This is a genomic window from Kocuria sp. GQ42 (genome assembly GCF_059758435.1).
This window is the reverse complement of the sequence record NZ_JCAXEN010000001.1, coordinates 331,228-353,192: the sequence shown is the minus strand read 5'-3', so window position 1 is coordinate 353,192 and position 21,965 is coordinate 331,228. Positions and strand designations below refer to the sequence as shown.

Genomic DNA, 21,965 nt, shown 5'->3' with positions numbered 1-21,965 from the left:
CGCCCACCCCCGCCCAGGAACGGAGCCGACCCGGTCGTGAACGAGCTGCTGTTCGCCTTCGGCCTGACGCTGTTCGCGGGGCTGGCCACGGGTGTGGGCGCGTTCCTGGCCCTGGTCACCCGGCGGACCGATGCCAAGTTCCTCGCGGTGAGCCTCGGCTTCTCGGCCGGGGTGATGATCTACGTGTCCATGATCGAGATCTTCGTCAAGGCCCAGGTGGCCCTGGTCGCGGAGCTCGGGGAGCGCTCGGGGGCGTGGGCCACCGCCGGCGGGTTCTTCGCGGGGATCCTCCTGATCGCGGTGATCGACCGGCTGGTGCCCACGCGCGTCAACCCCCACGAGTACCCGCACGACGACGCCGGACGGCAGCGCCGGCTCCTGCGGATGGGGACGATGACCGCGGTGGCCATCGCGATCCACAACTTCCCGGAGGGCTTCGCGACCTTCGTGGCCGCGATGCAGGAGCCGTCCGTGGCGATCCCGGTGGTCGTGGCCATCGCGCTGCACAACATCCCGGAGGGGATCTCCGTGGCGGTGCCCATCCACCACGCCACGGGCAGCCGCCGGAGGGCGTTCCGCTGGGCGTTCCTCTCGGGTCTGGCGGAGCCCGTCGGCGGGGTGCTCGGCTACCTCGTCCTGCTGCCCTTCCTCGACGACGTCCTCTTCGGCGTCGTGTTCGCGGGCGTGGCCGGGATCATGGTCTTCATCTCCCTGGACAAGCTGCTGCCCACGGCCCAGGAGTACGGCGAGCACCACCTGTCGGTCTACGGGCTGGTCGCCGGGATGGCGGTCATGGCCGTGAGCCTGCTGCTGTTCGTCTGAGGCGGACGCGGCGCCCGGGCCGGGTCACGGCGGTGTCGGGGCGGCCGGGAGGCCCGCCGCCCGCCCGGCCTCGGCGAACGCGGCGGCGAGGCTCGCCCGGGACGCGTGGGCGTTGAGCCCGCTGGGGCTCGGCAGCGCCCACAGCTGCGCCCCGGCCAGTTCCCGGTCCTGGCGCCCGAGCCGGGCTCCCGGGTCCGCGAAGGCGTGCCGGTAGGCGGTGACCCCGGCGACCGCGACGACGGCGGGGCGCAGCCCGGCGACGAGCTCGGCCAGCCGCTCCCGGCCGGCCACGAACTCGGCGGGGTCCAGCTCGTCGGCCCGGGCGGTGGCCCGGGGGACCAGGTTCGTGATGCCGAGACCCCGGCCCAGGACGTGCTCCCGGTCCTCCGCGCTCATCCCGGCCGCGCAGTCCACGAGCCGGCCGGTGAGCCCGGCGTCGTGCAGGGCCGGCCAGAAACGGTTGCCGGGCCGGGCGAAGTGCGCCTGCGTGGCCGCGGCCCACAGGCTCGGGTTGATGCCGCAGATCAGCAGCCGCACGTCCGGGCCGAGCAGGTCGGGCAGGGTGGCGCCCCGGGCGGCCTCCAGGTCCGCCCGGCTCGGCCGGGCGCCGCCGGTCGCGTTCGGGGAGGCCATGACCTCATGCTAGGCCGCGCCCCCGCCGCTGGGCACCACGGGCCGGCCGCGGGCGCCCGCCGGGCTACCGTGGAGGCCATGCCCCGACCGACCGAGCTCACCGTGCCCACCGAGAGCGGGCCGGGACGCCTGCTGGTCTCCCCCGCCGAGCACCCCGTCGCGCTGCTGTGGCTCGGGCACGGCGCGGGCGGGGGCGCCGGCGCCCCGGACCTCACCGCCCTCGCCGACGACCTCCCCCTCCACGGCGTCACGGTCGTGCGCCACGAGCAGCCGTGGGTGCTCGCCGGCCGGAGGATCGCTCCCCGTCCGGCCGCCCTCGACACCGGGTGGCTGGCCGCCGCGCCGGCCGTGACCGGCCTCGCGGACGGACTGCCCCTGGTCGTCGGGGGCCGCAGCGCCGGGGCCCGGGTGGCGTGCCGGACGGCCGCCGCCGTGGGCGCGTCCGCCGTCGTCTGCCTGGCCTTCCCTCTGCACCCGCCGGGACGCCCGGAGCGCTCGCGCGCCGAGGAGCTGCTGCGGCCCACGGTCCCCGTGCTCGTGCTGCAGGGCACGCGGGACGCCTTCGGCTCCGCGGACGAGGTCGCGGTTGCCGCGGACGGCGCGCCGGCCGTCGACGTCGTCCCGGTGGAGGGCGCCGACCACGCCCTGGCGGTCCGCCGGTCCGGGCCCGTGAGCCAGGAGGACACGCTCGCGCTGGTCGCCGCCGAGGTGCGCCGCTTCCTCCGGCGGACGCGCACGACCCGCTGAGCACCGGCGGGACTTCAACGGCGCGCCGACCGGGACTACCGTGAGAAGCACAGGGTCACCGCGACCCGTCCGCGACCAGGGAGAGAACCGTCATGGCCCGCACCCCAGCATCCTCCGACCCGCTCCGGCCCGATCCCGCCCCCGGGGACGAGCCGCGGACCCCCGCCGCGGACGCGTCCGCCGCCGACGCGTCCGCCGCCGACGCGTCTGCCGCGGACCGGCCGGCGCCCGGCCGGGAGCCGGCCGTCCGGCCGCAGACGGCCACGGACCCCGCCCTGGACGGGCATCAGAAGCAGGGCGTCTCGGGCGCCGCGTGGACGGCCCTGATCCTCGGCCTGCTGATCCTGATCCTGCTGCTGGTCTTCATCCTGCAGAACAACGTCCCGGCGGACTTCAACTACCTGGGCTGGCAGTTCAGCCTCCCCCTCGGCGTCGCCATGCTGCTCGCGGCGGTCGCCGGCGCCCTCATCATGGGTCTCGTCGGCTCCGTCCGGCTCTTCAAGCTGGGCCACCGGGTGCGCAAGCTCGAGAAGGAGCGCGCCGACATCAAGCGCGCCCTGCGCTGACCCCCGCCGCCGCCTCGGCGGTCGCCGTCGGTCGCCGGCGGGTGTCTCATGACGTCAGTACCGGGTCGGCCCATTGCGCGGGCGGCAACAGGCAGTAGCCTGACAGCACCCCGAACGACAGGACGGTTCCCATGAGCTCCCCCGCACTCCCCGACGACCGCCCGGCCCCCGAGGCCCTCGAGGTGGTCGCCCCCGCGACCGTCGTCGACCTCACCAGCGGCACCGCCCAGATCACGCCCGTGCTGGTCGACGGCGAGGCGCGCTACGCCGTGGACCTGCCCGACCAGCCCCTGGACGACGACGACGTGGCGAGCCTCGCCGTCGCGCTGCAGGCGGCGCAGTCCGGCCCCGCCGTGCTCGTGGACGTCGAGGACTACCTCGAGGCGGCAGCACCGCCCGAGGACGCCGCCGAGACCCCGCGGTAAAGGCCCGGTTCGGTCCGCCGGCACGACGAAGACCTCCGACCGCGACGTCGAGAACGCCTCGACGTCGCGGTCGGAGGTCTTCTCCGCGACTGGAGGAATGACCTGCCGCACCGCGTGCGAGTCGCATCCGGGCGGACCGCTCCGCATTCCCTAAAGTGATGAACGGATCCCCCGCCCCCACCGGAGAGACGGCCATGTCACCGAACCCCCCGCAGAACGTCCGCCAGAAGTCGGCCTTCGGGCGCCTGGGACTGGTCGCCCTGTCCCTGGCCCTGGTCACCGGGTGCACCACCCCCGACAGCGGCGGGACCGACGAGCCCGACGCGCCGCCCACCGCCTCGTCCTCCCCGACGACCGGGGCCACCGGCACCGCGGAGGCGACGCAGCCGGCCTCGCCGACCCCGTCGACGACCCCCGGGGCCACCCCGCCGCCCATGCCCGGGGCGCTGCCGGACCAGGACTTCACCTACGACGAGGCCTACGCGGCCTGGCAGGACGGCATGCCCTACTACGACGCCTTCTGCATCCACTACGAACCCGTCACACCGGCCGGGGTGTCGCAGTGCGAGGGCATCGAGAACGGCACCGTCGACAGCATCACCGGTGAGCCCCTCGGGCAGTAGTCAGGACGTGCCGGGCCGCGTCGAGCAGCCCTCGCGCCTGAGGACAGCACCCGGCCACAGACCCCGCCCGAGCGGCCGAAGATCCCCCACCGAGACCGAACGGAATGTGTCGCGTCGCCGGTGCGGGACAATCGTCGTGTGGACGATCTGCACGTGCCCCCGGGCCCCGGCGCGCCCCGCGGCCTCAAGGTGCCGGCGGGTGAACTGGTCGAGCAGTTCTCCCACGCCTCCGGGCCGGGCGGCCAGGGCGTCAACACCACCGACTCCCGGGTGCAGCTCTCTCTCGACCTGGCCACGACGACGGCCCTGAGCGACGTGCAGCGCGCACGCGCCCTCGATCAGCTCGCCGGCAGGCTCTCGGGCACGGTGCTGACCGTCAGCGCCGCCGAGCACCGCTCCCAGCGGCAGAACAGGAGTGCGGCGAGACAGCGTCTCGCCGCACTCCTGCGCGGTGCCGTGGTTCCGCCGGTGGTCCGGCGAGCGACGCGACCCACCCACGGCTCGCGCCGTCGTCGGCTCGAAGGAAAACGCCGGCGCTCCGAGACCAAGCAGAACCGCAGGCGCCCCGGGCCGGAGTAGCCTGCGCCGGCGCGGAGCACCCGCCGGGCTCAGACGTTGAAGCGGAACTCCACCACGTCGCCGTCGCGCATGACGTAGTCCTTGCCCTCGATCCGGACCTTGCCGGCGGCCTTCGCGTCGGCCATGGAGCCGGCGGCGTCGAGGTCCTCGAAGGAGACGATCTCGGCCTTGATGAAGCCGCGCTCGAAGTCGGTGTGGATGACGCCGGCGGCCTGCGGGGCGGTGGCGCCCACGGGGATGGTCCAGGCGCGGGACTCCTTGGGCCCGGCGGTGAGATAGGTCTGCAGCCCGAGGGTGTGGAACCCCGTGCGGGCGAGCTTGTCGAGACCGGCCTCGTCCTGGCCGGACATCTCCAGCATCTCCTTGGCCTCCTCCTCGTCGAGCTCCACGAGTTCGGACTCGAGCTTCGCGTCGAGGAAGACGGCGTCGGCGGGCGCCACGAGCTCGCGCAGCTCCTGCTGCTTGGCCTCGTCGCCGAGCACCCCGTCGTCGGCGTTGAAGACGTAGATGAACGGCTTGGCGGTGAGCAGGCTGAGGTCGCGCAGCTGGTCGACGTCCAGCTTCTCCTTCTCGGCCGCCCCGAAGATGGTGTCCCCGCGCTCGAGGATCGTCTGCGCCTGCTGCATGGCGGCGAGCTTGGCGGGATCGGCCTTCTTGATCTTGACCTGCTTCTCGAGGCGCGGGATCGCGTTCTCGAGGGTCTGCAGGTCGGCCAGGATCAGCTCGGTGTTGATGGTCTCCATGTCCGAGGCGGGGTTGATCTCGCCGTCGACGTGGATGACGTCCGGGTCGTCGAAGGCGCGGACCACCTGGGCGATCGCGTGCGCCTCGCGGATGTTGGCGAGGAACTGGTTGCCCAGGCCCTCCCCCTCGGACGCGCCCTTGACGATGCCGGCGATGTCCACGAAGGACACGGTCGCGGGCAGGATCCGGTCCGAGCCGTGGATCTCCGCGAGCCGGTCCAGCCGCGGGTCCGGCAGGTTGACCACGCCGATGTTCGGCTCGATGGTCGCGAACGGGTAGTTCGCCGCCAGGACGGTGTTGCGGGTCAGCGCGTTGAACAGGGTGGACTTGCCGACGTTGGGCAGTCCGACGATTCCGATAGTAAGAGCCACGGGAGACCATCCTACCGGGCACGGGGCCGGCACGCCGTGCCGCCCCCGGGGCCCGTGGCCGAGGTCGTGGGCGTGTCGTGGCCCGAGGGGCTTCCGGGACGGCGCGCGGTGGAGCAGAGTCGGAGCATGACGTCCTCCCCGACCTCCCGCATCTCGCCGCACACGGGCCCCGCCGACCCGACGGCCGGTTCCCCGGCCGTCGACGTCTCCGGCGTCCACAAGGGCTTCGGGCGCGGCGAGCAGCGCGTCCGCGCCGTGGACGGCGTGAGCATGCGCATCGAGCGCGGCGAGGTCGTCGCGCTGCTCGGGCCCAACGGCGCCGGGAAGACCACCCTCCTCGACATGGTCCTGGGCTTCACCGACCCCGACGACGGCACCGTGCGCACCCTCGGCGCCGCCCCGCGCGAGAGCGTGCGGGCAGGGCGGATCGGCGCGGTCCTGCAGACCGGGGGGCTGCTCGACGACCTGTCCGTGCGCGAGACGGTCGCTATGGTCGCGACGCTGCACCGGGACCCGCTGCCCGTGGACGAGGCCCTGGGCCGGGCGGGGGCCGCCGGGTTCGCGCGGCGCAAGGTCTCCAAGTGCTCGGGCGGCGAGCAGCAGCGGCTGCGCTTCGCGCTCGCCCTGCTGCCCGAGCCGGACCTGCTGGTTCTCGACGAGCCGACCGCGGGCATGGACGTCGGCGCCCGGCGGGAGTTCTGGGCCGCGATGCACGCCGAGGCGGAGCGCGGCCGGACGGTCGTGTTCGCCACCCACTACCTCGACGAGGCCGAGGAGTTCGCCGCCCGCACCGTGGTGCTCAAGGGCGGGCGGGTGGTCGCCGATGCCCCCACCGCCGAGGTGCAGGCCCTGGCGGGCCACCGCGTGGTCAGCTTCCGTTGGGAGGGGCCCGGGCCCGTCGTCGTCCCGGGGGCGACCGCGCTGGAGCCCGCCGGCGGACGCCGGCGGCTCACGGGCCCCGACACGGACGCCATCGCCCGCCACCTGCTGACGACCACGGCCGCGAGCGAGCTCGAGATCACCCACGCCGGACTCGAGGAGGCCTTCCTGGGCCTCACCGCCGACTGACCGGCCCCGCCCGGCCCGTCCCGACTCCCCGTCCCTGCTCCCTCGTCCCCGGAGGACCAGCACCATGAGCATCGCCTACGCCGCCCACGACCTGCGCCGCAACGTGCGCATGGTCGAGAACACCTTCTTCATCGTGGTCCTGCCCGCCGTGCTCTACGTGATGTTCACGGCGCTGGGGGACTTCTCCGACCTCCCGGTGGGCCACGGCAACGCCGGCGGGTACAACATGATCTCGATGGCGGTCTACGGGGCGGTCACCGCGACCACCTCGATCGCCGGCTCCGCCGCCGTGGAGCAGGCCCGCGGCTGGGGCCGGCAGATCGGGCTCACCCCGGCGCCGCGGCACGGGTACGTGCTGTCCAAGGTGGCCGTGGCCCTGGCCATGGCCGTGCTGCCCGTCCTCGTGGTCTACGCCGTGGGCGCCCTGACCGGTGCCGAGCTGGGCGGCTGGCGCTGGCCGGCCACCGCGGCGATCGTCGTGGCCGGCTCCTCGGTGTTCGCCCTCTACGGCCTGGCGGCCGGGCTGCTGTTCCGCTCCGAGTCCGCCGTGGGGGCGGCCTCCGGGATGCTCGTGGTGCTCAGCTTCTTCGGCAACCTGTTCGTGCCGCTCACCGGGGTGATGCTCGACATCGCGCGCTTCACCCCGCTCTACGGTCTGGCCGGGCTCGCCCGCTATCCGCTCGTGGAGGGCGACGTCGTGGCGACCAGCGGACCGCCGGTGGAGTCCGACCCTCTCTGGGCGCTGCTGCTCAACACCGGGCTCTGGACGGTGGTCTTCGCGGCCGTGGTGCTGCTCGCCGTGCGCCGCACCACGGTCCGGCGCTGACCGGGCCACGTTCCGGAGAGCGGGGCGGTGAGCGCCGCTGCCGTGCGGTGTCCGGGTGGCGTGCCACACTGCTGGGCATGACCGTCAGCCTCGTCGTCGTCCTCGTCCTGCTCGCCCTGCTCGTGGGCGCCCTTCTGGGCGCCGCCGTGGCGCGGGCCCGAGCCGCCCGGGACGCCCGGGCGGCGGAGGAGGAGCAAGCCGGGCTCCAGGCTGAGCTCGCCGCCGTCCAGGACCGGCTCGTCGACCTGGCCTCCGAGCGGGCGGCGGCCGTCGAGGCGCGCGCCCAGCTCGAGGACCGGCTGCGGGACGCCGACGCCCGCTCCGTGCAGGACAACAACGTCCTGCGGGCCCTGGCGCCCGTGGCCCACCAGCTGCGCTCGGTCGAGGAGCACGTGACGGCGCTCGAGCGGGACCGCGCCGAGCAGTACGGGGGCATCACCCAGGCGCTCGCCCACACCCGCGAGGTGGGCGACCACCTGCGCACCGCGACCACCTCCCTGTCCTCCGCGCTGCGCTCGGGCTCCGCGCGCGGCCTGTGGGGCGAGGTGCAGCTGCGCCGCGTGGTCGAGTCCGCGGGCATGACCGCGCACGTCGACTTCCGGGAGCAGGTCGCCTCCAACGGCACCACCGCGGACGGCGAGCGCAGCGCGATCCGCCCGGACATGGTGGTGCACCTGCCGGGGGGCCGCGACATCGTCCTGGACGCCAAGGCGCCCATGACCGCCTACCTGCGTGCTCAGGACGCCGAGGACGACGCCGGGCGGCGGGCGCAGCTGGCCGGTCACGCGAAGGCCGTGCGCGGGCACGTGGACGCGCTGGCCTCGAAGAAGTACTGGGAGGCGCGGGACGCCTCCCCCGAGCTGGTGCTGTGCTTCCTGCCCGCCGAGTCGGCGCTCTCCGCGGCCCTGGACGCGGACCCGACCCTGCTGGACCACGCCGCGAGCCGCAACGTGGCGCTCGTGTCGCCGGTCTCGCTGCTCGCCTCGCTCAAGGCCGTGGCGTTCACGTGGCGGCAGAACGGGCTCACGGAGAACGCCAAGGAGCTCTTCGACCTCTCCCGCCAGCTCTACGAGCGGCTGGGCACGGTCGGCAAGCACCTCGACGACATGGGCCGGTCGTTGCAGAAGTCGGTGGAGACCTACAACCGGCTGACGGGCTCCGTGGAGACCCGGGTGTTCCCCACGGCCCGGCGGATCAACGACCTCGACCCCACGCTCGCGGAGGACGATCGGCTCACCACGCGTCCGCTCGTGGTGGCGCCGCGCCCGCTCACGGCGCCGGAGTTCACCGAGGCGGCGCAGCTGCCGGAGGCGGTGCAGCTCCCGGAGACGGCGGAGCGCCCGGGCCGCACCGACCCGGGCGGCGGCGTGCCGGGGCAGCTCGACGAGCGCGCGGCGGGCTGAGCGGACGGGTCCGCCCGCAGCTCAGCGGGTGGGGCGGGCCCTGCGGCTCAGCGGGTCGGGCGAGCCCCTCGGCCGCCGAGCCGGTGGGAGGTGTCCCCGGCCGCGGTGAGCCGGGCGCGCAGCTCCTTGGGGAGGGAGAACAGCACGTCCTCCTCGGCGGTGACGACCTCCTCGACCTCGCCGTAGCCGTAGTCCGCGAGCAGGCGCAGCACGTCCTTGACGAGGACCTCCGGCACGGAGGCGCCGCTGGTGACGCCCACGGTGGCGACGCCCTCGAACCAGGACTCGTCCACCTGGTTCGCGAAGTCCACGCGCTCGGCGCGGCGGGCGCCGTACTCGAGGGCGACCTCCTTGAGCCGCACGGAGTTCGAGGAGTTCGCCGAGCCCACGACGATCACGAGGTCCGCGTCCGGGGCGATCTTCTTGATCGCGGTCTGCCGGTTGGAGGTGGCGTAGCAGATGTCGTCGCTGGGCGGGTCCTGCAGGGAGGGGAAGCGCTCGCGCAGCTTCTGCACGGTCTCCAGGGTCTCGTCCACGCTGAGGGTGGTCTGGGAGAGCCAGACAACCTTGTCCGGGTCGCGGACCACGACCTGGCCGACCTCGTCGGGGCTGTTCACCACCTGGATGTGCTCGGGGGCCTCACCGGCGGTGCCCTCGACCTCCTCGTGGCCGTCGTGGCCGATCAGAAGGATGTCGTAGTCGCTCTTCGCGAAGCGCACGGCCTCGCGGTGGACCTTGGTCACCAGCGGGCACGTGGCGTCGATGGTGCGCAGCTCGCGGGACTTCGCGGACTCCACCACGGCCGGGGAGACGCCGTGGGCGGAGAAGATCAGCAGGGACCCCTCGGGGACCTCGTCGGTCTCCTCGACGAACACGGCGCCCTGCTCCTCGAGGGTGCTCACCACGAACTTGTTGTGCACGATCTCCTTGCGCACGTACACGGGGGCGCCGTAGTGCTCGAGCGCCTTCTCCACGGCGATGACCGCGCGGTCGACGCCGGCGCAGTAGCCGCGGGGGGACGCGAGCAGGACCTTCTTCGGTCCGGCCACGGGAACGGCGGCGGCCACGTCCTCCGGCGAGCGCCGGGAACGGGGGACGGTGGGCATGGAGAGCGCAACGGTGGTCGGCATGGCCTCCATGCTACGCGGTGGGGCGGGGCCCGCGCCGTGATCCGCCCGACACGAGGATGGCCCCGACGAGGCCCACGACGCCCGTGATCCCGGCGGCCCAGGCGGCCGTGACCATCTGCTCGCCGAGGGAGCCGGTGAGCAGGAGGACGGCCCGGTCGGCGGCGAGCCGGACCACGGGGTCGCCGCCGAGCATGCCGGAGGCCCGCTGCACGCCCTGCTCCACGAGCAGCCACACGACGCCCAGTCCGGCCAGGGTCCCCAGCCCCAGCACGGCGAGCACGGCGAAGCGGTGCCGGGTCACGAGCAGCGCGAGCACGGCGAGCACCGCGGCGGTCCACGTGAGCGGGACGGCCAGGTCGGTGACCCGGGTCCCCGCCTCGATCAGGCGCCCGGTGTTCGATCCCGGGACGGTGATCCGGCTCTCGCGCTCCGCCAGGCCGACGTCCACGCCGACGGCCCGCTGCACGGCGGCGTCGACCTCCTGGAGGACGGGGGCGATGTCCAGCACGAGGTCCTTCGGCGGCTCCTCCACCGTGCCGTCCACGGGGACGTTGGCCTCGTGGGTGCGGGTGAGCGCCTCCGTCCACGCGCGCTGGTAGGCGGGGTCGGAGGTGAGGTCCGCGGCGACGTCGGCGGCCCGGCGGGCGGCGTCCTCGAGCATCCGGTCGAGGAACCCGACGCCGGTGGCCCGCTCCCCCACGATCCGGTCGGCCACCTGCCCCACCGCGGTGCGGGCCAGCTCCTCCTGGAACGGCCGGTCCTCGGCGAGGGTGCCCACCACCCGGGTGAAGCCGTCGCGGGAGACCAGGGTGTCCTGGGCCCAGTGCAGGGGCACGAGCAGCGCCACGAGGGACGCGGCGGCGAGGCCGAGGACGGTGCCGAGGCCGGTGCGCAGGACGGTCGTGGCGCGTCGTCGGGGGCGATGCGCGGAACGGGGCGCGGAGCGGTGTCCGGGGGCGGGGGGTGCTGAGAGGCTCACGGAACCACTGTACGCACGGGCGGAGCGCGTGCACGGCTGTCCGCGTCGGGTGGTAAGCATGAGGCATGACGTATCTGGAGCCGCAGCAGGACGCCCCGGCGGGCGGCGAGCGGGAGCTGCCGCAGCGGGCGGACCGGACCACCCCGGAGAACCCGTGGCCGCTGCGGATGCTCTCCGAAAACCTGCACGCCTACATCGCCCGCTGCGCGCCCACGTGGGTCGAGGGACAGATCATCGAGCTCAACCGGCGCGCCCGCGTCACCTACGTGACCCTGCGGGACGTCGACGCCGAGATCTCCGTGCCCGTGACCCTCTTCGCCAACGAGACCGCCCACCTGGACCGTCCCCTGGAGAAGGGGATGCGGGTGGTCGCCCAGCTGAAACCGGACTTCTGGGCCAAGACCGGCCGGCTGTCCATGCTGGGCCGCGGCATCCGCCCGGTGGGCCTGGGCGACCTGCTGGAGCGGCTCGAGCGGCTGCGGCGCGCCCTCGCCGAGGAGGGGCTCTTCGACGCCGCCCGGAAGCACCCCCTGCCCCTGCTCCCCCGCCGGGTCGGCCTCGTCACGGGGCGCAACTCCGACGCCGAGAAGGACGTCATCCGCAACGCGTCCCTGCGCTGGCCGGCCGTGGACTTCGAGGTGCGGGAGGTCGCGGTCCAGGGCTCCGGCGCGGTGCGCGCCGTGACCCAGGCGCTGCGCGAGCTCGATGCCATGGCCGAGGTGGACGTCATCGTGATCGCCCGCGGCGGCGGCTCCTTCGAGGACCTCCTGGCCTTCAGCGACGAGTCCCTGATCCGCGCCGTGGCGGCCGCCCGCACCCCGGTGGTCAGCGCCATCGGGCACGAGAACGACCAGCCGCTGCTCGACTGGGTGGCCGACCTGCGGGCCTCGACCCCCACGGACGCCGGCAAGCGGATCGTCCCCGACGTCGTCGAGGAGCGCGCCGGGGTGGCCCGGGCCCGGGCGGGCCTGGACCGCGCCGTGCGGGGCTTCCTGGACCGGGAGGCCGCCGGTCTGACCGCCGTGCGCACCCGGCCCGTCCTGGCCCAGCCGGAGGACATGATCCTGCTCCGGGAGGAGGACGTGGACCGGTGGCGCACCCGGGCGCTGTCCGCCGTGGACTCCCGGACGCTGCGGGAGCGGGACGCCGTGCGCTCCCTGCGCGCCCGCGTGCGGGCGCTGTCCCCCCAGGAGACGCTGCAGCGCGGCTACTCCGTGGTCCTGGACGCCTCCGGCGCCGTGGTCACCGACGCCGCCGCCGTGCGCGCCGGGGACCTGCTGGGGGTGCGCCTGGCCGCGGGCGAGCTCGGCGTGCGCACCGAGACCGTCTCCGCCCGGCGCCCGGGCGAGCACCCCGGCTCCCCCTGACCCACCGCGGCACCGGCACCACCGCCGTCCCCGACCGTTCCGAACGAGAGGCGCCACCCATGGCGAGCACCGACCACCCCGCAGCACCCGACCTGTCCGACATCGCCGGCCTGGGCTACGAGCAGGCCCGCGAGGAGCTCGTGCAGGTCGTCTCCCGGCTCGAGGCCGGGGGCACGTCCCTCGAGGAGTCCCTCGCGCTCTGGGAGCGCGGCGAGGCCCTCGCCACCCGCTGCGAGCAGTGGCTCGACGGCGCCCGCGAGCGGCTCGACGCGGCCCGGAGCCGGCGCGCGGACGCCGACGGGGGCGACGGCGAGGAGGGCACCGGGCGCGGCTGAGCCGGCCCCGCCCGGCCCGCCGTGGCGCGGGTCAGAGCTCGGAGAGGCTCCGGCGCGCGTCCTCGACGTCGTAGCCGGGGTCCGGCCAGTCGAGCCGCAGGCCCGCGAGCGCGGAGATCAGCAGGTCCTGGACCACGGCCCGGGCGTACCACTTCCGGTCGGTGGGCACCACGTACCAGGGCGCGTGGTCGGCGTCGGTCGCGTCGATGGCCCGTTCGTAGGCGGCCATGTAGGTCTCCCACCGGCTGCGCGCCTCGAGGTCCGAGGGGTCGAACTTCCACTGCTTCGTCCGGTCGCTCATGCGGGCGAGGAGGTTCTCGCGCTGCTCGTCCAGGCCCAGGTGCAGGAAGACCTTGAGGACCACCACCCCGTCGTCGGCGAGCTCCTGCTCGAAGTGCCGGATCTCGGTGTAGCGCCGCTCGAGCTGCCGGTCGTCGAGCACGTCGTGCACCACGGGCACGAGCACGTCCTCGTAGTGGGACCGGTCGAACGCGCCGATCACCCCGGGCCGGGGCAGCTGGCGCCGCACCCGCTGGAGGAAGTGCTGGGCGGCCTCCTCCTCGGTGGGCCGGCCGAAGCCGTGGGTGTGCACGCCGTGCGGGCTGAGCCCGCCCAGGACGTGCTGGATGACGCCGCCCTTCCCGGAGGTGTCCATGCCCTGCAGCACGAGCAGCACCCGGTGCCGGGCGCCCACCGTGGCGTTGGCGTAGATCTGGCGCTGCAGCCGGGACAGCTCGGCGTCCCGGGCGGCCCGCAGCGCGGTGCCCTGCTGCTTCTTCCCCCGGAACCCGGGGGTGGAGCCGGTGTCCACCGCGTCCAGGGACAGGCCCGGCCGGGCGCGCAGCAGGGGCCGCACGTCCTGCTCGAACCCGGTGCCGGGGCTCTGGTCGGATGCGCTCATGCGGGACCTCCTGGGAGTGCGGGGCGGGCCGCGGGGCGCGGCCCGCCGGTCACTGGCGGTAGCTGCCGAGGAACTCCTCGATCCGGTCCAGCGCCGTGGCCAGCATCTCCACGGACGGCAGGGTGACGAGGCGGAAGTGGTCGGGCTCCGGCCAGTTGAACGCCCGGCCGTGGCTGACGAGGATCTTCTGCTCCTTGAGCAGGTCGAGGGCGAACTTCTCGTCGTCGACGATGTTGAACTTCTCCACGTCGAGCTTGGGGAACAGGTACAGGGCGCCGTCGGCCTGCCGGCAGGACACGCCGTCGATCTCGTTGAGCCGCCGGTGGGCCAGGTCGCGCTGGGCCTTGAGCCGCCCGCCCGGGAGGATGAGGTCGTTGATGGACTGGTAGCCGCCGAGCGCGGTCTGGATCGCGTGCTGGGCCGGGACGTTGGCGCACATGCGCATGTTGGCGAGCAGCTTGATGCCCTCGATGAAGCTCTCGGCCTTCCAGTTGGGCCCGGTGATCGCCAGCCACCCGGCGCGGTACCCGGCCACCCGGTAGGCCTTGGAGAGCCCGGAGAAGGTCAGGCACAGCACGTCCTCGCCGGTGAGGGTCGCGGTGTTGATCATCTCGGCGTCGTCGTAGGTGATCTTCTCGTAGATCTCGTCCGAGAACAGGATCAGCTCGTGCTCCGCGGCGAGGTCCACGATGGTCTGCAGCACCTCGCGGGAGTACACCGCGCCGGTGGGGTTGTTCGGGTTGATGATCACGATGCCCTTGGTGTTGGGGGTGATCTTCGCCGCGAGGTCCTCGAGGTCCGGGTTCCAGTCGTTGTCCTCGTCGCACCGGTAGTGCACGGGGGTGCCGCCGGACAGGGCCACCGACGCCGTCCACAGCGGGTAGTCGGGGGACGGGATGAGGATCTCGTCGCCCGGGTTGCACAGCGCCTGCAGCGTCATGGTGATGAGCTCGGAGACGCCGTTGCCCAGGTAGACGTCGTCGGTGTCGAGGTTCATGATCCCGCGCGTCTGGTAGTACTGCACCACGGCCGTGCGGGCCGAGTAGATGCCGCGGGAGTCCGAGTAGCCCTGCGCGTTGGGCAGGTTCTTGATCATGTCCACGAGGATCGCGTCGGGTGCCTCGAAGCCGAACGGCGCGGGGTTGCCGATGTTGAGCTTGAGGATCCGGTGGCCCTCCGCCTCCATGTGCTCCGCCTGCTCCAGCACGGGGCCGCGGATGTCGTAGAGGACGTTCTTGAGCTTGTCGGACTGCTTCACCACTGACATGCGGTACACCTTACCCCCGGGGTGCGCGCCGTCCGGGGCACCCGTCGGTGCGCCGATCAGGTGTCGTCGCCGCCCTCGAGCCAGTACCGCGCGGCCTCCTCGGGCGTGTACGGGTCGCGGGCGGAGGTCATCCGGGTCATCAGCACGAGGTCCTCGGTGCCGATCTGCGCGGAGACCCCGTCGACGACGTCCGCGGCGGCGTCCGGCAGGTCCTCGGCGGCCACGGGGACCACCCGCTGCGGGACGAAGTTGTTGAGCGGGTCGGCCAGGACCACGAGGGCGTTGTCCTCGATGGCGGGCGAGGCCGTGAACAGGGCCGCGGCCTGCACCCGGTCCTCGAGCAGCGCGTCCACGAGGTCGTCCTGGTCGCCGAACGGCACGAACCTGCCGGGCACGCACTCGTAGGCGTCCTCCAGTCCCTCCGGGCCGTAGGAGCGGCCCGCGAAGTCGAGGTCGGTGCCCAGCGCCAGCTCGTCGCACACCGGGCCCAGGTCCCCCAGGTCGGTGAGCTCGTGCTCCACGGCGGTCGGACGGGTCACGACGACCGCCACCGTGTTCTCCGCTGGGGCCGGCTCGAGGGTCCGCAGCCCCTCGGGCAGCACGTCCTGCACCCCGGCCAGCACGTCGTCGTCGTCCGCGCGTTCCTCCCCCAGTCCCAGCAGCTCGGAGAGGTCCTCGGCGAGCCCGCCGTCCTCGGCGTCCGGGGACGGCGTGGGGGTGGGCGTCGCCTCGCCCGTGGGCGCCGCGGAGGCCGGGCCCACCGGTGCCCGGCCGCGCAGGTGCAGGTAGAGGTTGCCGGAGTAGTCCGCCGCGACCTCCACCTCCCCCCGCTCGAGGGCCCCGAGGTAGTCGGCGCGCTCGGTCCCGGCGTCGACCACGCTCGCGTCGAAGCCCGCCTCCCGCAGCCGCCCGGCGTAGACGTGGGCGAGCACGGCCGTCTGCCCGGTGGGTCCCGCCGCGATCCGGACCGGCTCCGCGGCGGGGGACGCCGCGGTGGTCGGCGGCTGCTCCGGGGCCCCGCCGCCGCACCCGGTGAGCGCGGCGACGGCGAGCAGGCCCGCGGCGACGCGACGGCGGCTCACCGGCCCTCCCCCGGTCCCGCCGGGCCCGCGGCCACGAGCCCGGCCAGCTCGAGGCCCACGGGCACGAGGCTGACCAGGGGCAGCTGCGGCAGCGCCGCCAGGGGGAACCAGCGGGCCTCGTCGGAGGAGCCGTCCTGCTCCGACGTGAGCGTCCCGCCGGTGATGTGGGCGCGGTAGATCACGCGCAGGGCGTGGAAGGGCCGGTCCCGGCCGTCCAGCCGCTCGCCGGCGCCCATGTGGCGGCTGTGCACGCCGAGCAGCTGGTCGAGCTCCACGGTGAAGCCGGTCTCCTCGTGCACCTCCCGCAGCGCGGTCTGCGCGGGCTGCTCCCCGATCTCCATGCCGCCGCCGGGCAGGCTCCACGCCCCCCGCAGCGTGGGGTGGCGCGGGTTCCAGTGGCTGAGCAGCACCGCCCCGTCCTGGACGATCACGGCGTAGGCACCCACCCGGGTGTCCATGGGGAAACTCATGCCCCCCATTCTAGGAACGCCCGGGGCGGGGCGCCGACAGCGCGCGCGGCGGGCGGGCCGGTGGATCGGCTCCCGGGGATAATGGGCGCGTGAGCATCGTCGACAACGCCGTCTACCGGGGCGGGCAGCGCATCGCGTCCCCCGCCACGCTCGAGGAGACCTACCGGCTGCTCGCCCGGCTGCGGACCGAGGACCCCCGCTGCACCGAGGCCGGGGAGCACTGCGTCCTCGTCTGGATCGGCCTGTACCGGCCCTCCGCGGACGAGCTCGACTCCCTGGCCGAGCAGTTCGGCCTGCACGAGCTCGCCGTGGAGGACATCCGGCAGGCCGAGCAGCGGCCCAAGCTCGACCGCTACGGGAGCACCCTGTTCACGGTGCTGCGCCCCGCCGTCTACCAGGACGCCACCGAGACGGTCGACTTCGGGGAGATCCACATCGTCACGGGACCCGGCTTCGTGATCACCGTCCGGCAGTCCGAGCACGGGCGGGTCGGGCGGGTCCGGGCCCGGGTGGAGTCGCAGCCCGCCCTGCTGGTGACCGGCGCGGAGGCCGTCCTCTACGCGGTGCTCGACCAGACCGTGGACGACTACTACCCGGTGGTCGAGGGGCTCGAGAACGACATCGACGAGATCTCGGACGCCCTGTACTCCGGCTCCGGGGACGGCGTCGTCTCCCGGCGCATCTACCAGCTCACCCGGGAGGTCAGCGCGTTCCACCGGGCGGTCGCCCCGCTGGAGCTGGAGCTGCGGCAGTTCCTCGAGGAGCTCGCCGGAGCCGGCGCGCCCCGCGAGCTGCAGCACGGCCTGCGGGACGTCCTGGACCACCTGATCTTCGTCAACAACAAGGTCGAGTCCTTCCAGGCGTCCCTCACCAACGCCCTCATGCTGGACTCCACGCAGCTCGCCGCCCGGCAGAACGAGGCCGCGATCGAGCAGAACGAGCAGATGAAGCGGATCTCGTCCTGGGCGGCGATCCTGTTCGCGCCCTCGATCATCGGCTCCGTGTACGGGATGAACTTCCGGTTCATGCCGGAGCTGTCCTGGGTGTGGGGCTACCCCATGGCCCTGGGGCTGATGCTCGTGACGGGCGTGGTGCTGTACTTCGTGTTCCGGTTCAAACGGTGGCTGTGACCGCCGTGGTCACAGCTGTCCGCGCTCGCGGCGGGCCGAGTCGGACAGGCCCCGGCGGTTGCGCAGCACCCGCTTGAGCACCCACCACGCGAGGAGGACCGCCACGGTGACGACCACGATCCGGGAGAAGATCCCGGCGTACTGCTCGGCGACGTGCCAGTTCTCGCCGAGGTAGAACCCGGCGAGCACGAAGATGGTGTTCCAGATCAGGGAGCCCGCCGTGGTGAGCAGGACGAACGCGCCGAAGGACATCCGCTCGATGCCGGCGGGGACCGAGATCAGCGACCGGAATACGGGGATCATGCGCCCGAAGAAGACGGCGGCCTTCCCGTGCCGCTCGAACCACGCCTCGGTGCGGTCGAGGTCGTGCAGGTCGACCAGGGGCATCCGGTCCACGATCACCCGCAGCCGGCGGCGGCCGAGCGCGGCGCCGATCCAGTAGAGGGCCACGGCGCCGACCAGCGAGCCCAGGGTCGTCCAGAAGATCGCCCCGCCGAGCGAGAAGCTGCCCTGGCTCGCCGTGAACCCGGCCAGCGGGAGGATCACCTCGGACGGCAGCGGCGGGAAGAGGTTCTCGAGCGCGACGAGCAGCCCGGCGCCCGGGGCGCCGATGGCCTCCATGACGCCGACGGCCCAGTCGGCGACCCCGCCCAGCGTCTCGGCGCCGGAGTCCTGGGCCCCGGTGATCCGGGCGGCCAGGACGGCCGCGTCCGGGGCGGCGGTCAGGTCGGGGGCGGCGGTCAGAGCGGGGCTGGGTGCAGTCATGGGTCCTCGGCGGTGGGCGGTGGGCGGGGCGGGGGCCCGGCGGGTGCGACCACCATTGTGCCCGACGCACCTCCGGGTCGGCTGGACGGCTGACGGGTCGCGGACGTCGTTCGTTACGCTTCCTCCATGCTCCTCCCCGTCCCCCTCCTCCTGTCCACCCCCGTGCCGGCCCTGGACCCGGTGTGGGAGTTCTGGCTCGACAAGCCGCTGCGAATCCTGCTGGTGCTGCTCGGCGCCTCGATCCTGGCCGCCGTGGTGCGGCTGCTGATCCGCCGGGTCACCGGGGGGATCGCGAAGGGCACCCGGTCGCGGATCGTGCGCCGGATGGAGCGGGGCAGGCCGCGCTGGGTCGAGGACGCGGGCCTGGCCGGCGCCCGGCAGTCCCAGCGCGCCCACACCATCGGCTCGGTGCTCTCGTCCGTGGGGACCGTGGTGATCTGGGCCGTGGCCCTGGTGATGATCATCTCGGAGCTCGACTACGACATCGGCCCGGTCCTGGCCTCCGCCGGCATCGCCGGCGTGGCCCTGAGTTTTGGGGCGCAGTCCCTCGTGAAGGACTACCTGTCCGGGATCTTCATGGTCGCCGAGGACCAGCTCGGCATCGGGGACGTCGTCGACCTCGGCGAGGCGAGCGGGACCGTGGAGTCCGTGGGGCTGCGCGTGACCCAGGTCCGGGACGTCAACGGCACCCTGTGGCACGTGCGCAACGGGGAGATCCTGCGCGTGGGCAACCAGTCCCAGGGCTGGGCCCGCTGCGTGCTGGACCTGCCGGTGCCCTACGACACGAACATCGAGCTGGTCACGGAGCTGATCCTGCACGAGGCGGGGCTGCTGCGGGACGACCCGAAGGTCGGCGAGTACATCACCGAGGACCCGGAGGTGTGGGGCGTGGAGGCCGTGACCGGGGAGTCCGTCACCGTGCGCGTGGCCGTCCGCACGGTCCCCCTCAAGCAGTGGGACGTGGCCCGGGCGCTGCGGCTGCGGATCAAGAAGATGCTCGACCGCGAGGGCCTGCACGTGCCCCTGCTGAACCAGACCGTGATCCGGCAGGCCGGGGTCGCGGCGCCCGGTCCGCCGGAGACGGGACAGGTCCGGTCGGTCCGGCGCGATGTGCCAGGATCGGACGCATGAGCATCGTCAAGATCAACGCCATCACCGTCCCGGCCGACTCCGGCGACGAGCTGGGCCGGCGCTTCGCCGCCCACAGCGGCTCCATGGCCGGGGTCGCGGGCTTCGAGGGCTTCGAGCTGCTGCGGCCCACGGACGGGCGCACGCAGTGGCTCGTGCTCACCCGGTGGGCCGACGAGGACTCCTACGACGCCTGGCGGTCCTCGCAGGACTTCGCCCGGTCCCACGGCGGCCCCGCCGGGGAGGGCGAGCGCCCCCGGCCCGTGGGCACCGCCTCGGAGCTGTGGTCCTACACGGTGGCCGTCGAGCAGCAGGCCCCCGGACAGCGGTAGGCGCCCTCAGCGCCGGCCGCGGCCGCCGGACCGGCGGCCGCCCTTGGGCCCGCCGCGACCGGACCGCGCCCCGCCCCGGGGCGCGCCCGCCCGCCGAGCCCCCTGCGGGGGCTGTCCCCCACGGCGCGACGACGGCGCCCGGGCCGGTCCCGCCTTGGCGGCAGGCCGGTCCTCCGCGGCCGGGGACGCCGGTGCGGGAGCGCCCCGGGAGCTGTTGAGCCCCCTGCCGCGGACGACGCCCACGAAGTCCTGCACGAGCTCTTCCTGCTCCTCCGGCAGGTCCTGCGGCCACACCAGCGCCACGGGGACCGTGGCGGCATCGGGCACCACGCGGTGGACGAGGTCCTTGCGGTGGTGCAGCCGGGCGAGCGACATGGGCACGACGACCAGCCCGAGCCCCGCGGCGACGAGCTCGACGGCGTCCCGGGCGTGGCGCATCGGGGGCAGCGGCGCGTCCGCGGCGACCGCCTCCGGGGACCGCAGCCGGTGGCGCTCGGGCAGGGTCGCCGGCTCCTGCAGCAGCACCTCGTCCACGAGCTCCGCGACCGGCACCTCGTCGAGCAGGGTCAGCTCGTGGTCCCGGGGCAGCACCACGACCTGCTGCTCCGCGTAGAGCTCCACCGCCCGGTACTCCTCGCGCAGCGTGGCGAGGTCGTCGACCCCGGGGCGCGGGTGCGCAGGCAGCCGCACGAAGCACGCGTGGGCGCGCCCCGCTCCCAGCTCCTCCTGCCACGCGTCCGTCTCGAGCGGGCGCTCGGCGAGGACGCGGCCGGGGTTGCGGTCTCGCCACCGGAAGAACCACTTGCCGGGCATCACGCCGGGGACGAAGGCGACCGCCAGGTCTGCCGTCTCGCCGGCCTCGTCGGCTGCGGGGTCGTGGGGTCCGGGCGCGTCGTCCATGCCGGTCAATCTACCCACTGCCGGCCCTGCTCCCCGACCACCGGCGGGGACCGCCCCGGACGCGCCGGGCACCCGAGATGCGAAACCGGCGCGGGATGTATACGATGGAACGGTTGCTCCGGGGCTATAGCTCAGTTGGTAGAGCGTTTCGTTCGCAATGAAAAGGTCAGGGGTTCGATTCCCCTTAGCTCCACCGGAGACGAAGGCCCCCGCTCGGCAGGACGCCGGACGGGGGCCTTCGTCGTGCGCGGGCCGTCGTCGTGCGGACCGGTCCGGCCGACCCGTGGGTCCGCCGCGACGTCCCCGCGGCCCCCCGGGACCTCACCCGCACGGCGCCGGCGGACCGGGAGCCGCTCGCTAGTTCCCGTAGAGGACGTGCTCGAAGTTCCACCCGTTGCCGATCCTGCGCCCGGTGCCGCTGTTGGCCCAGCGCGGCGTGCCGTTGCTGCGCCCCTCGTGGCGGTACCAGAACAGGTCACCGTCGAACGCCACCGCGTAGACGATCCCGCCTCCACCGCCGAAGACGTGGGCGAAGTCCCACCCGTTGCCGACCTTGCGCCCGCGGCCGTTGTTGGCCCAGCGCGCCGTGCCGTCGCCGCGTCCCTCGTGGCGGTACCACAGCAGGTCCCCGTCGTGCTCCACCGCGTAGATGATCCCGTCGCCGCCGGAGAAGACGTGGGCGAAGTCCCACCCGCTGCCGATCTTGCGCCCGCGGCCGTTGTTGGCCCAGCGCGGCGTGCCGTTGCTGCGCCCCTCGTGGCGGTACCAGAACAGGTCACCGTTGCCCTGCACCGCGTAGAGGAATCCGCCGCCGCCGGAGAAGACGTGGGTGAAGTCCCACCCGCTGCCGACCTTGCGCCCGCGGCCCCGGTTGGCCCAGCGCGCCGTGCCGTCGGTCGCGCCCTCGTGGCGGTACCACAGGAGGTCCCCGTCGTGCTCGACCCCGTAGACGACCCCGGCGCCGCCGGCGAAGACGTGGGCGAAGTCCCACCCGCTGCCGACCTTGCGCCCGGTGCCGTTGTTGGCCCAGCGCGGCGTGCCGTTGCTGCGGCCCTCGTGGCGGTACCACAGCAGGTCCTTGTCGCCCTCGACCCCGTAGATGACGCCGTTGGTGCCGGGAGCGGCGGCAGCCGTCGTCGGAACGGCCCCGACGGCGACGGCGGAGGCCACGGCGGTGCCTGCCGTCAGCAGTCCGCGGCGGGACATCACCAGGGAGATCCCGGACGGGGTCGGTCCGTCCTGCTGGGTGTGCTCGGTCATCACGCACTCCTCGGGTGCTGGAAGCCGTCCCGGCGGCCGTCCTCACCGGCCGACCGGGCAGTCGACTCCGGGCCGGGCAACGCGCAAGAACGCGAACGGCCCCTCGACTGCG

25 protein-coding genes and 1 tRNA gene are annotated in these 21,965 nt (G+C 74.0%); 15 read left to right on the top strand and 11 right to left on the bottom strand.

From position 1 onward, the window contains the following. Nucleotides 1–36: 36 nt before the first annotated feature. Nucleotides 37–822: a zinc transporter ZupT gene (zupT, locus tag AC6CH6_RS01645; protein WP_017833388.1), complete on the top strand. Its 786-nt coding sequence runs from the start codon at nt 37–39 to the stop codon at nt 820–822. A gap of 24 nt (nt 823–846) precedes the next feature. On the opposite strand, the gene AC6CH6_RS01640 is transcribed toward zupT, so the two are convergent. Further along, complete coding sequence (locus tag AC6CH6_RS01640; RefSeq protein ID WP_498253810.1) at nt 847–1,455, bottom strand: mismatch-specific DNA-glycosylase; 609 nt, start codon at nt 1,453–1,455, stop codon at nt 847–849. A 78-nt stretch (nt 1,456–1,533) separates the two neighbouring features. Between AC6CH6_RS01640 and AC6CH6_RS01635 the strand changes: the two genes are divergently transcribed. The 5 genes from AC6CH6_RS01635 to arfB all read left to right on the top strand — a co-directional run bounded on the left by AC6CH6_RS01635 (nt 1,534) and on the right by arfB (nt 4,395). Further along, nucleotides 1,534–2,202 (top strand): alpha/beta hydrolase family protein, encoded by a 669-nt coding sequence (locus AC6CH6_RS01635; protein ID WP_498253809.1) that lies wholly within the window; start codon nt 1,534–1,536, stop codon nt 2,200–2,202. A gap of 92 nt (nt 2,203–2,294) precedes the next feature. Then, nucleotides 2,295–2,768, top strand: a complete 474-nt coding sequence (locus tag AC6CH6_RS01630) for a LapA family protein (RefSeq protein ID WP_498253808.1) — start codon at nt 2,295–2,297, stop codon at nt 2,766–2,768. 131 nt (nt 2,769–2,899) lie between these two features. Beyond that, nucleotides 2,900–3,193: a hypothetical protein gene (locus AC6CH6_RS01625; RefSeq protein ID WP_498253807.1), complete on the top strand. Its 294-nt coding sequence runs from the start codon at nt 2,900–2,902 to the stop codon at nt 3,191–3,193. Between the two features lie 194 nt (nt 3,194–3,387). After that, complete coding sequence (locus AC6CH6_RS01620; RefSeq protein ID WP_498253806.1) at nt 3,388–3,816, top strand: hypothetical protein; 429 nt, start codon at nt 3,388–3,390, stop codon at nt 3,814–3,816. Nucleotides 3,817–3,954: 138 nt separating this feature from the next. Further along, complete coding sequence (gene arfB / locus AC6CH6_RS01615) at nt 3,955–4,395, top strand: alternative ribosome rescue aminoacyl-tRNA hydrolase ArfB (protein WP_498253805.1); 441 nt, start codon at nt 3,955–3,957, stop codon at nt 4,393–4,395. A 29-nt stretch (nt 4,396–4,424) separates the two neighbouring features. On the opposite strand, the gene ychF is transcribed toward arfB, so the two are convergent. Next, on the bottom strand, nt 4,425–5,510 hold the full coding sequence (gene ychF / locus AC6CH6_RS01610) for a redox-regulated ATPase YchF (protein WP_144836049.1): 1,086 nt from the start codon (nt 5,508–5,510) through the stop codon (nt 4,425–4,427). A 126-nt stretch (nt 5,511–5,636) separates the two neighbouring features. Between ychF and AC6CH6_RS01605 the strand changes: the two genes are divergently transcribed. The 3 genes from AC6CH6_RS01605 (at nt 5,637) to AC6CH6_RS01595 (ending at nt 8,807) form a co-directional block, all read left to right on the top strand. After that, nucleotides 5,637–6,578: an ABC transporter ATP-binding protein gene (locus AC6CH6_RS01605; protein WP_498253804.1), complete on the top strand. Its 942-nt coding sequence runs from the start codon at nt 5,637–5,639 to the stop codon at nt 6,576–6,578. Nucleotides 6,579–6,642: 64 nt separating this feature from the next. After that, nucleotides 6,643–7,404 carry an ABC transporter permease gene (locus AC6CH6_RS01600; RefSeq protein ID WP_095651605.1) on the top strand — a complete coding sequence of 254 codons (762 nt, stop codon included), beginning with the start codon at nt 6,643–6,645 and terminating at the stop codon, nt 7,402–7,404. 77 nt (nt 7,405–7,481) lie between these two features. Beyond that, the gene (locus AC6CH6_RS01595; RefSeq protein WP_498253803.1) at nt 7,482–8,807 is read left to right on the top strand and encodes a DNA recombination protein RmuC; all 1,326 of its coding nucleotides are present in this window, start codon (nt 7,482–7,484) and stop codon (nt 8,805–8,807) included. A 47-nt stretch (nt 8,808–8,854) separates the two neighbouring features. On the opposite strand, the gene AC6CH6_RS01590 is transcribed toward AC6CH6_RS01595, so the two are convergent. Continuing rightward, the gene (locus tag AC6CH6_RS01590; protein ID WP_498253802.1) at nt 8,855–9,937 is read right to left on the bottom strand and encodes a 4-hydroxy-3-methylbut-2-enyl diphosphate reductase; all 1,083 of its coding nucleotides are present in this window, start codon (nt 9,935–9,937) and stop codon (nt 8,855–8,857) included. Between the two features lie 10 nt (nt 9,938–9,947). Continuing rightward, nucleotides 9,948–10,916: a hypothetical protein gene (locus AC6CH6_RS01585; protein ID WP_498253801.1), complete on the bottom strand. Its 969-nt coding sequence runs from the start codon at nt 10,914–10,916 to the stop codon at nt 9,948–9,950. Between the two features lie 65 nt (nt 10,917–10,981). Between AC6CH6_RS01585 and xseA the strand changes: the two genes are divergently transcribed. Further along, the gene (gene xseA, locus AC6CH6_RS01580; protein ID WP_498253800.1) at nt 10,982–12,283 is read left to right on the top strand and encodes an exodeoxyribonuclease VII large subunit; all 1,302 of its coding nucleotides are present in this window, start codon (nt 10,982–10,984) and stop codon (nt 12,281–12,283) included. Nucleotides 12,284–12,342: 59 nt separating this feature from the next. After that, nucleotides 12,343–12,618 carry an exodeoxyribonuclease VII small subunit gene (locus AC6CH6_RS01575; RefSeq protein WP_419968327.1) on the top strand — a complete coding sequence of 92 codons (276 nt, stop codon included), beginning with the start codon at nt 12,343–12,345 and terminating at the stop codon, nt 12,616–12,618. Between the two features lie 31 nt (nt 12,619–12,649). On the opposite strand, the gene AC6CH6_RS01570 is transcribed toward AC6CH6_RS01575, so the two are convergent. Genes AC6CH6_RS01570 through AC6CH6_RS01555 form a run of 4 tightly spaced genes read right to left on the bottom strand, consistent with a single transcriptional unit; the run spans nt 12,650 to nt 16,338 of the window. Further along, nucleotides 12,650–13,519, bottom strand: coding sequence for a PPK2 family polyphosphate kinase (locus AC6CH6_RS01570; RefSeq protein WP_419968328.1), 870 nt, complete (start codon nt 13,517–13,519; stop codon nt 12,650–12,652). Nucleotides 13,520–13,568: 49 nt separating this feature from the next. Then, a complete protein-coding gene (locus AC6CH6_RS01565; protein ID WP_115162875.1) occupies nt 13,569–14,786 on the bottom strand; it encodes a pyridoxal phosphate-dependent aminotransferase in 1,218 nt (405 codons plus the stop codon). A gap of 56 nt (nt 14,787–14,842) precedes the next feature. Then, nucleotides 14,843–15,868 carry a glycine betaine ABC transporter substrate-binding protein gene (locus tag AC6CH6_RS01560; RefSeq protein WP_498253799.1) on the bottom strand — a complete coding sequence of 342 codons (1,026 nt, stop codon included), beginning with the start codon at nt 15,866–15,868 and terminating at the stop codon, nt 14,843–14,845. After that, the gene (locus AC6CH6_RS01555; RefSeq protein ID WP_419968330.1) at nt 15,865–16,338 is read right to left on the bottom strand and encodes an NUDIX domain-containing protein; all 474 of its coding nucleotides are present in this window, start codon (nt 16,336–16,338) and stop codon (nt 15,865–15,867) included. Before AC6CH6_RS01555 ends, AC6CH6_RS01560 begins: the two co-directional genes overlap by 4 nt. Before the next feature lie 89 nt (nt 16,339–16,427). Between AC6CH6_RS01555 and AC6CH6_RS01550 the strand changes: the two genes are divergently transcribed. Then, nucleotides 16,428–17,468 (top strand): magnesium and cobalt transport protein CorA, encoded by a 1,041-nt coding sequence (locus AC6CH6_RS01550; protein ID WP_133411356.1) that lies wholly within the window; start codon nt 16,428–16,430, stop codon nt 17,466–17,468. A 9-nt stretch (nt 17,469–17,477) separates the two neighbouring features. Here the strand turns inward: AC6CH6_RS01550 and AC6CH6_RS01545 are convergent, their stop codons facing one another. Then, a complete protein-coding gene (locus AC6CH6_RS01545) occupies nt 17,478–18,233 on the bottom strand; it encodes a DedA family protein (protein ID WP_498253798.1) in 756 nt (251 codons plus the stop codon). Between the two features lie 126 nt (nt 18,234–18,359). Between AC6CH6_RS01545 and AC6CH6_RS01540 the strand changes: the two genes are divergently transcribed. Further along, nucleotides 18,360–19,364, top strand: coding sequence for a mechanosensitive ion channel family protein (locus AC6CH6_RS01540; protein ID WP_498253797.1), 1,005 nt, complete (start codon nt 18,360–18,362; stop codon nt 19,362–19,364). Then, nucleotides 19,361–19,693 (top strand): antibiotic biosynthesis monooxygenase family protein, encoded by a 333-nt coding sequence (locus AC6CH6_RS01535; protein WP_498253796.1) that lies wholly within the window; start codon nt 19,361–19,363, stop codon nt 19,691–19,693. The genes AC6CH6_RS01540 and AC6CH6_RS01535 overlap by 4 nt, the downstream gene beginning before the upstream one ends. A 6-nt stretch (nt 19,694–19,699) precedes the next feature. Here the strand turns inward: AC6CH6_RS01535 and AC6CH6_RS01530 are convergent, their stop codons facing one another. Further along, on the bottom strand, nt 19,700–20,593 hold the full coding sequence (locus tag AC6CH6_RS01530; RefSeq protein ID WP_498253795.1) for a LysR family transcriptional regulator substrate-binding protein: 894 nt from the start codon (nt 20,591–20,593) through the stop codon (nt 19,700–19,702). Between the two features lie 120 nt (nt 20,594–20,713). Here AC6CH6_RS01530 and AC6CH6_RS01525 point away from each other — a divergent pair. Beyond that, a tRNA-Ala gene (locus AC6CH6_RS01525) sits at nt 20,714–20,786 on the top strand. Between the two features lie 164 nt (nt 20,787–20,950). On the opposite strand, the gene AC6CH6_RS01520 is transcribed toward AC6CH6_RS01525, so the two are convergent. After that, nucleotides 20,951–21,853 carry a tachylectin-related carbohydrate-binding protein gene (locus AC6CH6_RS01520; RefSeq protein WP_498253794.1) on the bottom strand — a complete coding sequence of 301 codons (903 nt, stop codon included), beginning with the start codon at nt 21,851–21,853 and terminating at the stop codon, nt 20,951–20,953. Nucleotides 21,854–21,965: the final 112 nt, after the last annotated feature.

Coding starts and splice junctions, on each gene's coding strand:
- AC6CH6_RS01640 (WP_498253810.1), bottom strand. CDS start 1,455: ATGGCCTCCCCGAACGCGACCGGCGGCGCCCGGCCGAGCCGGGCGGAC.
- AC6CH6_RS01635 (WP_498253809.1), top strand. CDS start 1,534: ATGCCCCGACCGACCGAGCTCACCGTGCCCACCGAGAGCGGGCCGGGA.
- AC6CH6_RS01630 (WP_498253808.1), top strand. CDS start 2,295: ATGGCCCGCACCCCAGCATCCTCCGACCCGCTCCGGCCCGATCCCGCC.
- AC6CH6_RS01625 (WP_498253807.1), top strand. CDS start 2,900: ATGAGCTCCCCCGCACTCCCCGACGACCGCCCGGCCCCCGAGGCCCTC.
- AC6CH6_RS01620 (WP_498253806.1), top strand. CDS start 3,388: ATGTCACCGAACCCCCCGCAGAACGTCCGCCAGAAGTCGGCCTTCGGG.
- AC6CH6_RS01605 (WP_498253804.1), top strand. CDS start 5,637: ATGACGTCCTCCCCGACCTCCCGCATCTCGCCGCACACGGGCCCCGCC.
- AC6CH6_RS01600 (WP_095651605.1), top strand. CDS start 6,643: ATGAGCATCGCCTACGCCGCCCACGACCTGCGCCGCAACGTGCGCATG.
- AC6CH6_RS01595 (WP_498253803.1), top strand. CDS start 7,482: ATGACCGTCAGCCTCGTCGTCGTCCTCGTCCTGCTCGCCCTGCTCGTG.
- AC6CH6_RS01590 (WP_498253802.1), bottom strand. CDS start 9,937: ATGCCGACCACCGTTGCGCTCTCCATGCCCACCGTCCCCCGTTCCCGG.
- xseA (WP_498253800.1), top strand. CDS start 10,982: ATGACGTATCTGGAGCCGCAGCAGGACGCCCCGGCGGGCGGCGAGCGG.
- AC6CH6_RS01575 (WP_419968327.1), top strand. CDS start 12,343: ATGGCGAGCACCGACCACCCCGCAGCACCCGACCTGTCCGACATCGCC.
- AC6CH6_RS01570 (WP_419968328.1), bottom strand. CDS start 13,519: ATGAGCGCATCCGACCAGAGCCCCGGCACCGGGTTCGAGCAGGACGTG.
- AC6CH6_RS01565 (WP_115162875.1), bottom strand. CDS start 14,786: ATGTCAGTGGTGAAGCAGTCCGACAAGCTCAAGAACGTCCTCTACGAC.
- AC6CH6_RS01555 (WP_419968330.1), bottom strand. CDS start 16,338: ATGAGTTTCCCCATGGACACCCGGGTGGGTGCCTACGCCGTGATCGTC.
- AC6CH6_RS01545 (WP_498253798.1), bottom strand. CDS start 18,233: ATGACTGCACCCAGCCCCGCTCTGACCGCCGCCCCCGACCTGACCGCC.
- AC6CH6_RS01540 (WP_498253797.1), top strand. CDS start 18,360: ATGCTCCTCCCCGTCCCCCTCCTCCTGTCCACCCCCGTGCCGGCCCTG.
- AC6CH6_RS01535 (WP_498253796.1), top strand. CDS start 19,361: ATGAGCATCGTCAAGATCAACGCCATCACCGTCCCGGCCGACTCCGGC.
- AC6CH6_RS01530 (WP_498253795.1), bottom strand. CDS start 20,593: ATGGACGACGCGCCCGGACCCCACGACCCCGCAGCCGACGAGGCCGGC.
- AC6CH6_RS01520 (WP_498253794.1), bottom strand. CDS start 21,853: ATGACCGAGCACACCCAGCAGGACGGACCGACCCCGTCCGGGATCTCC.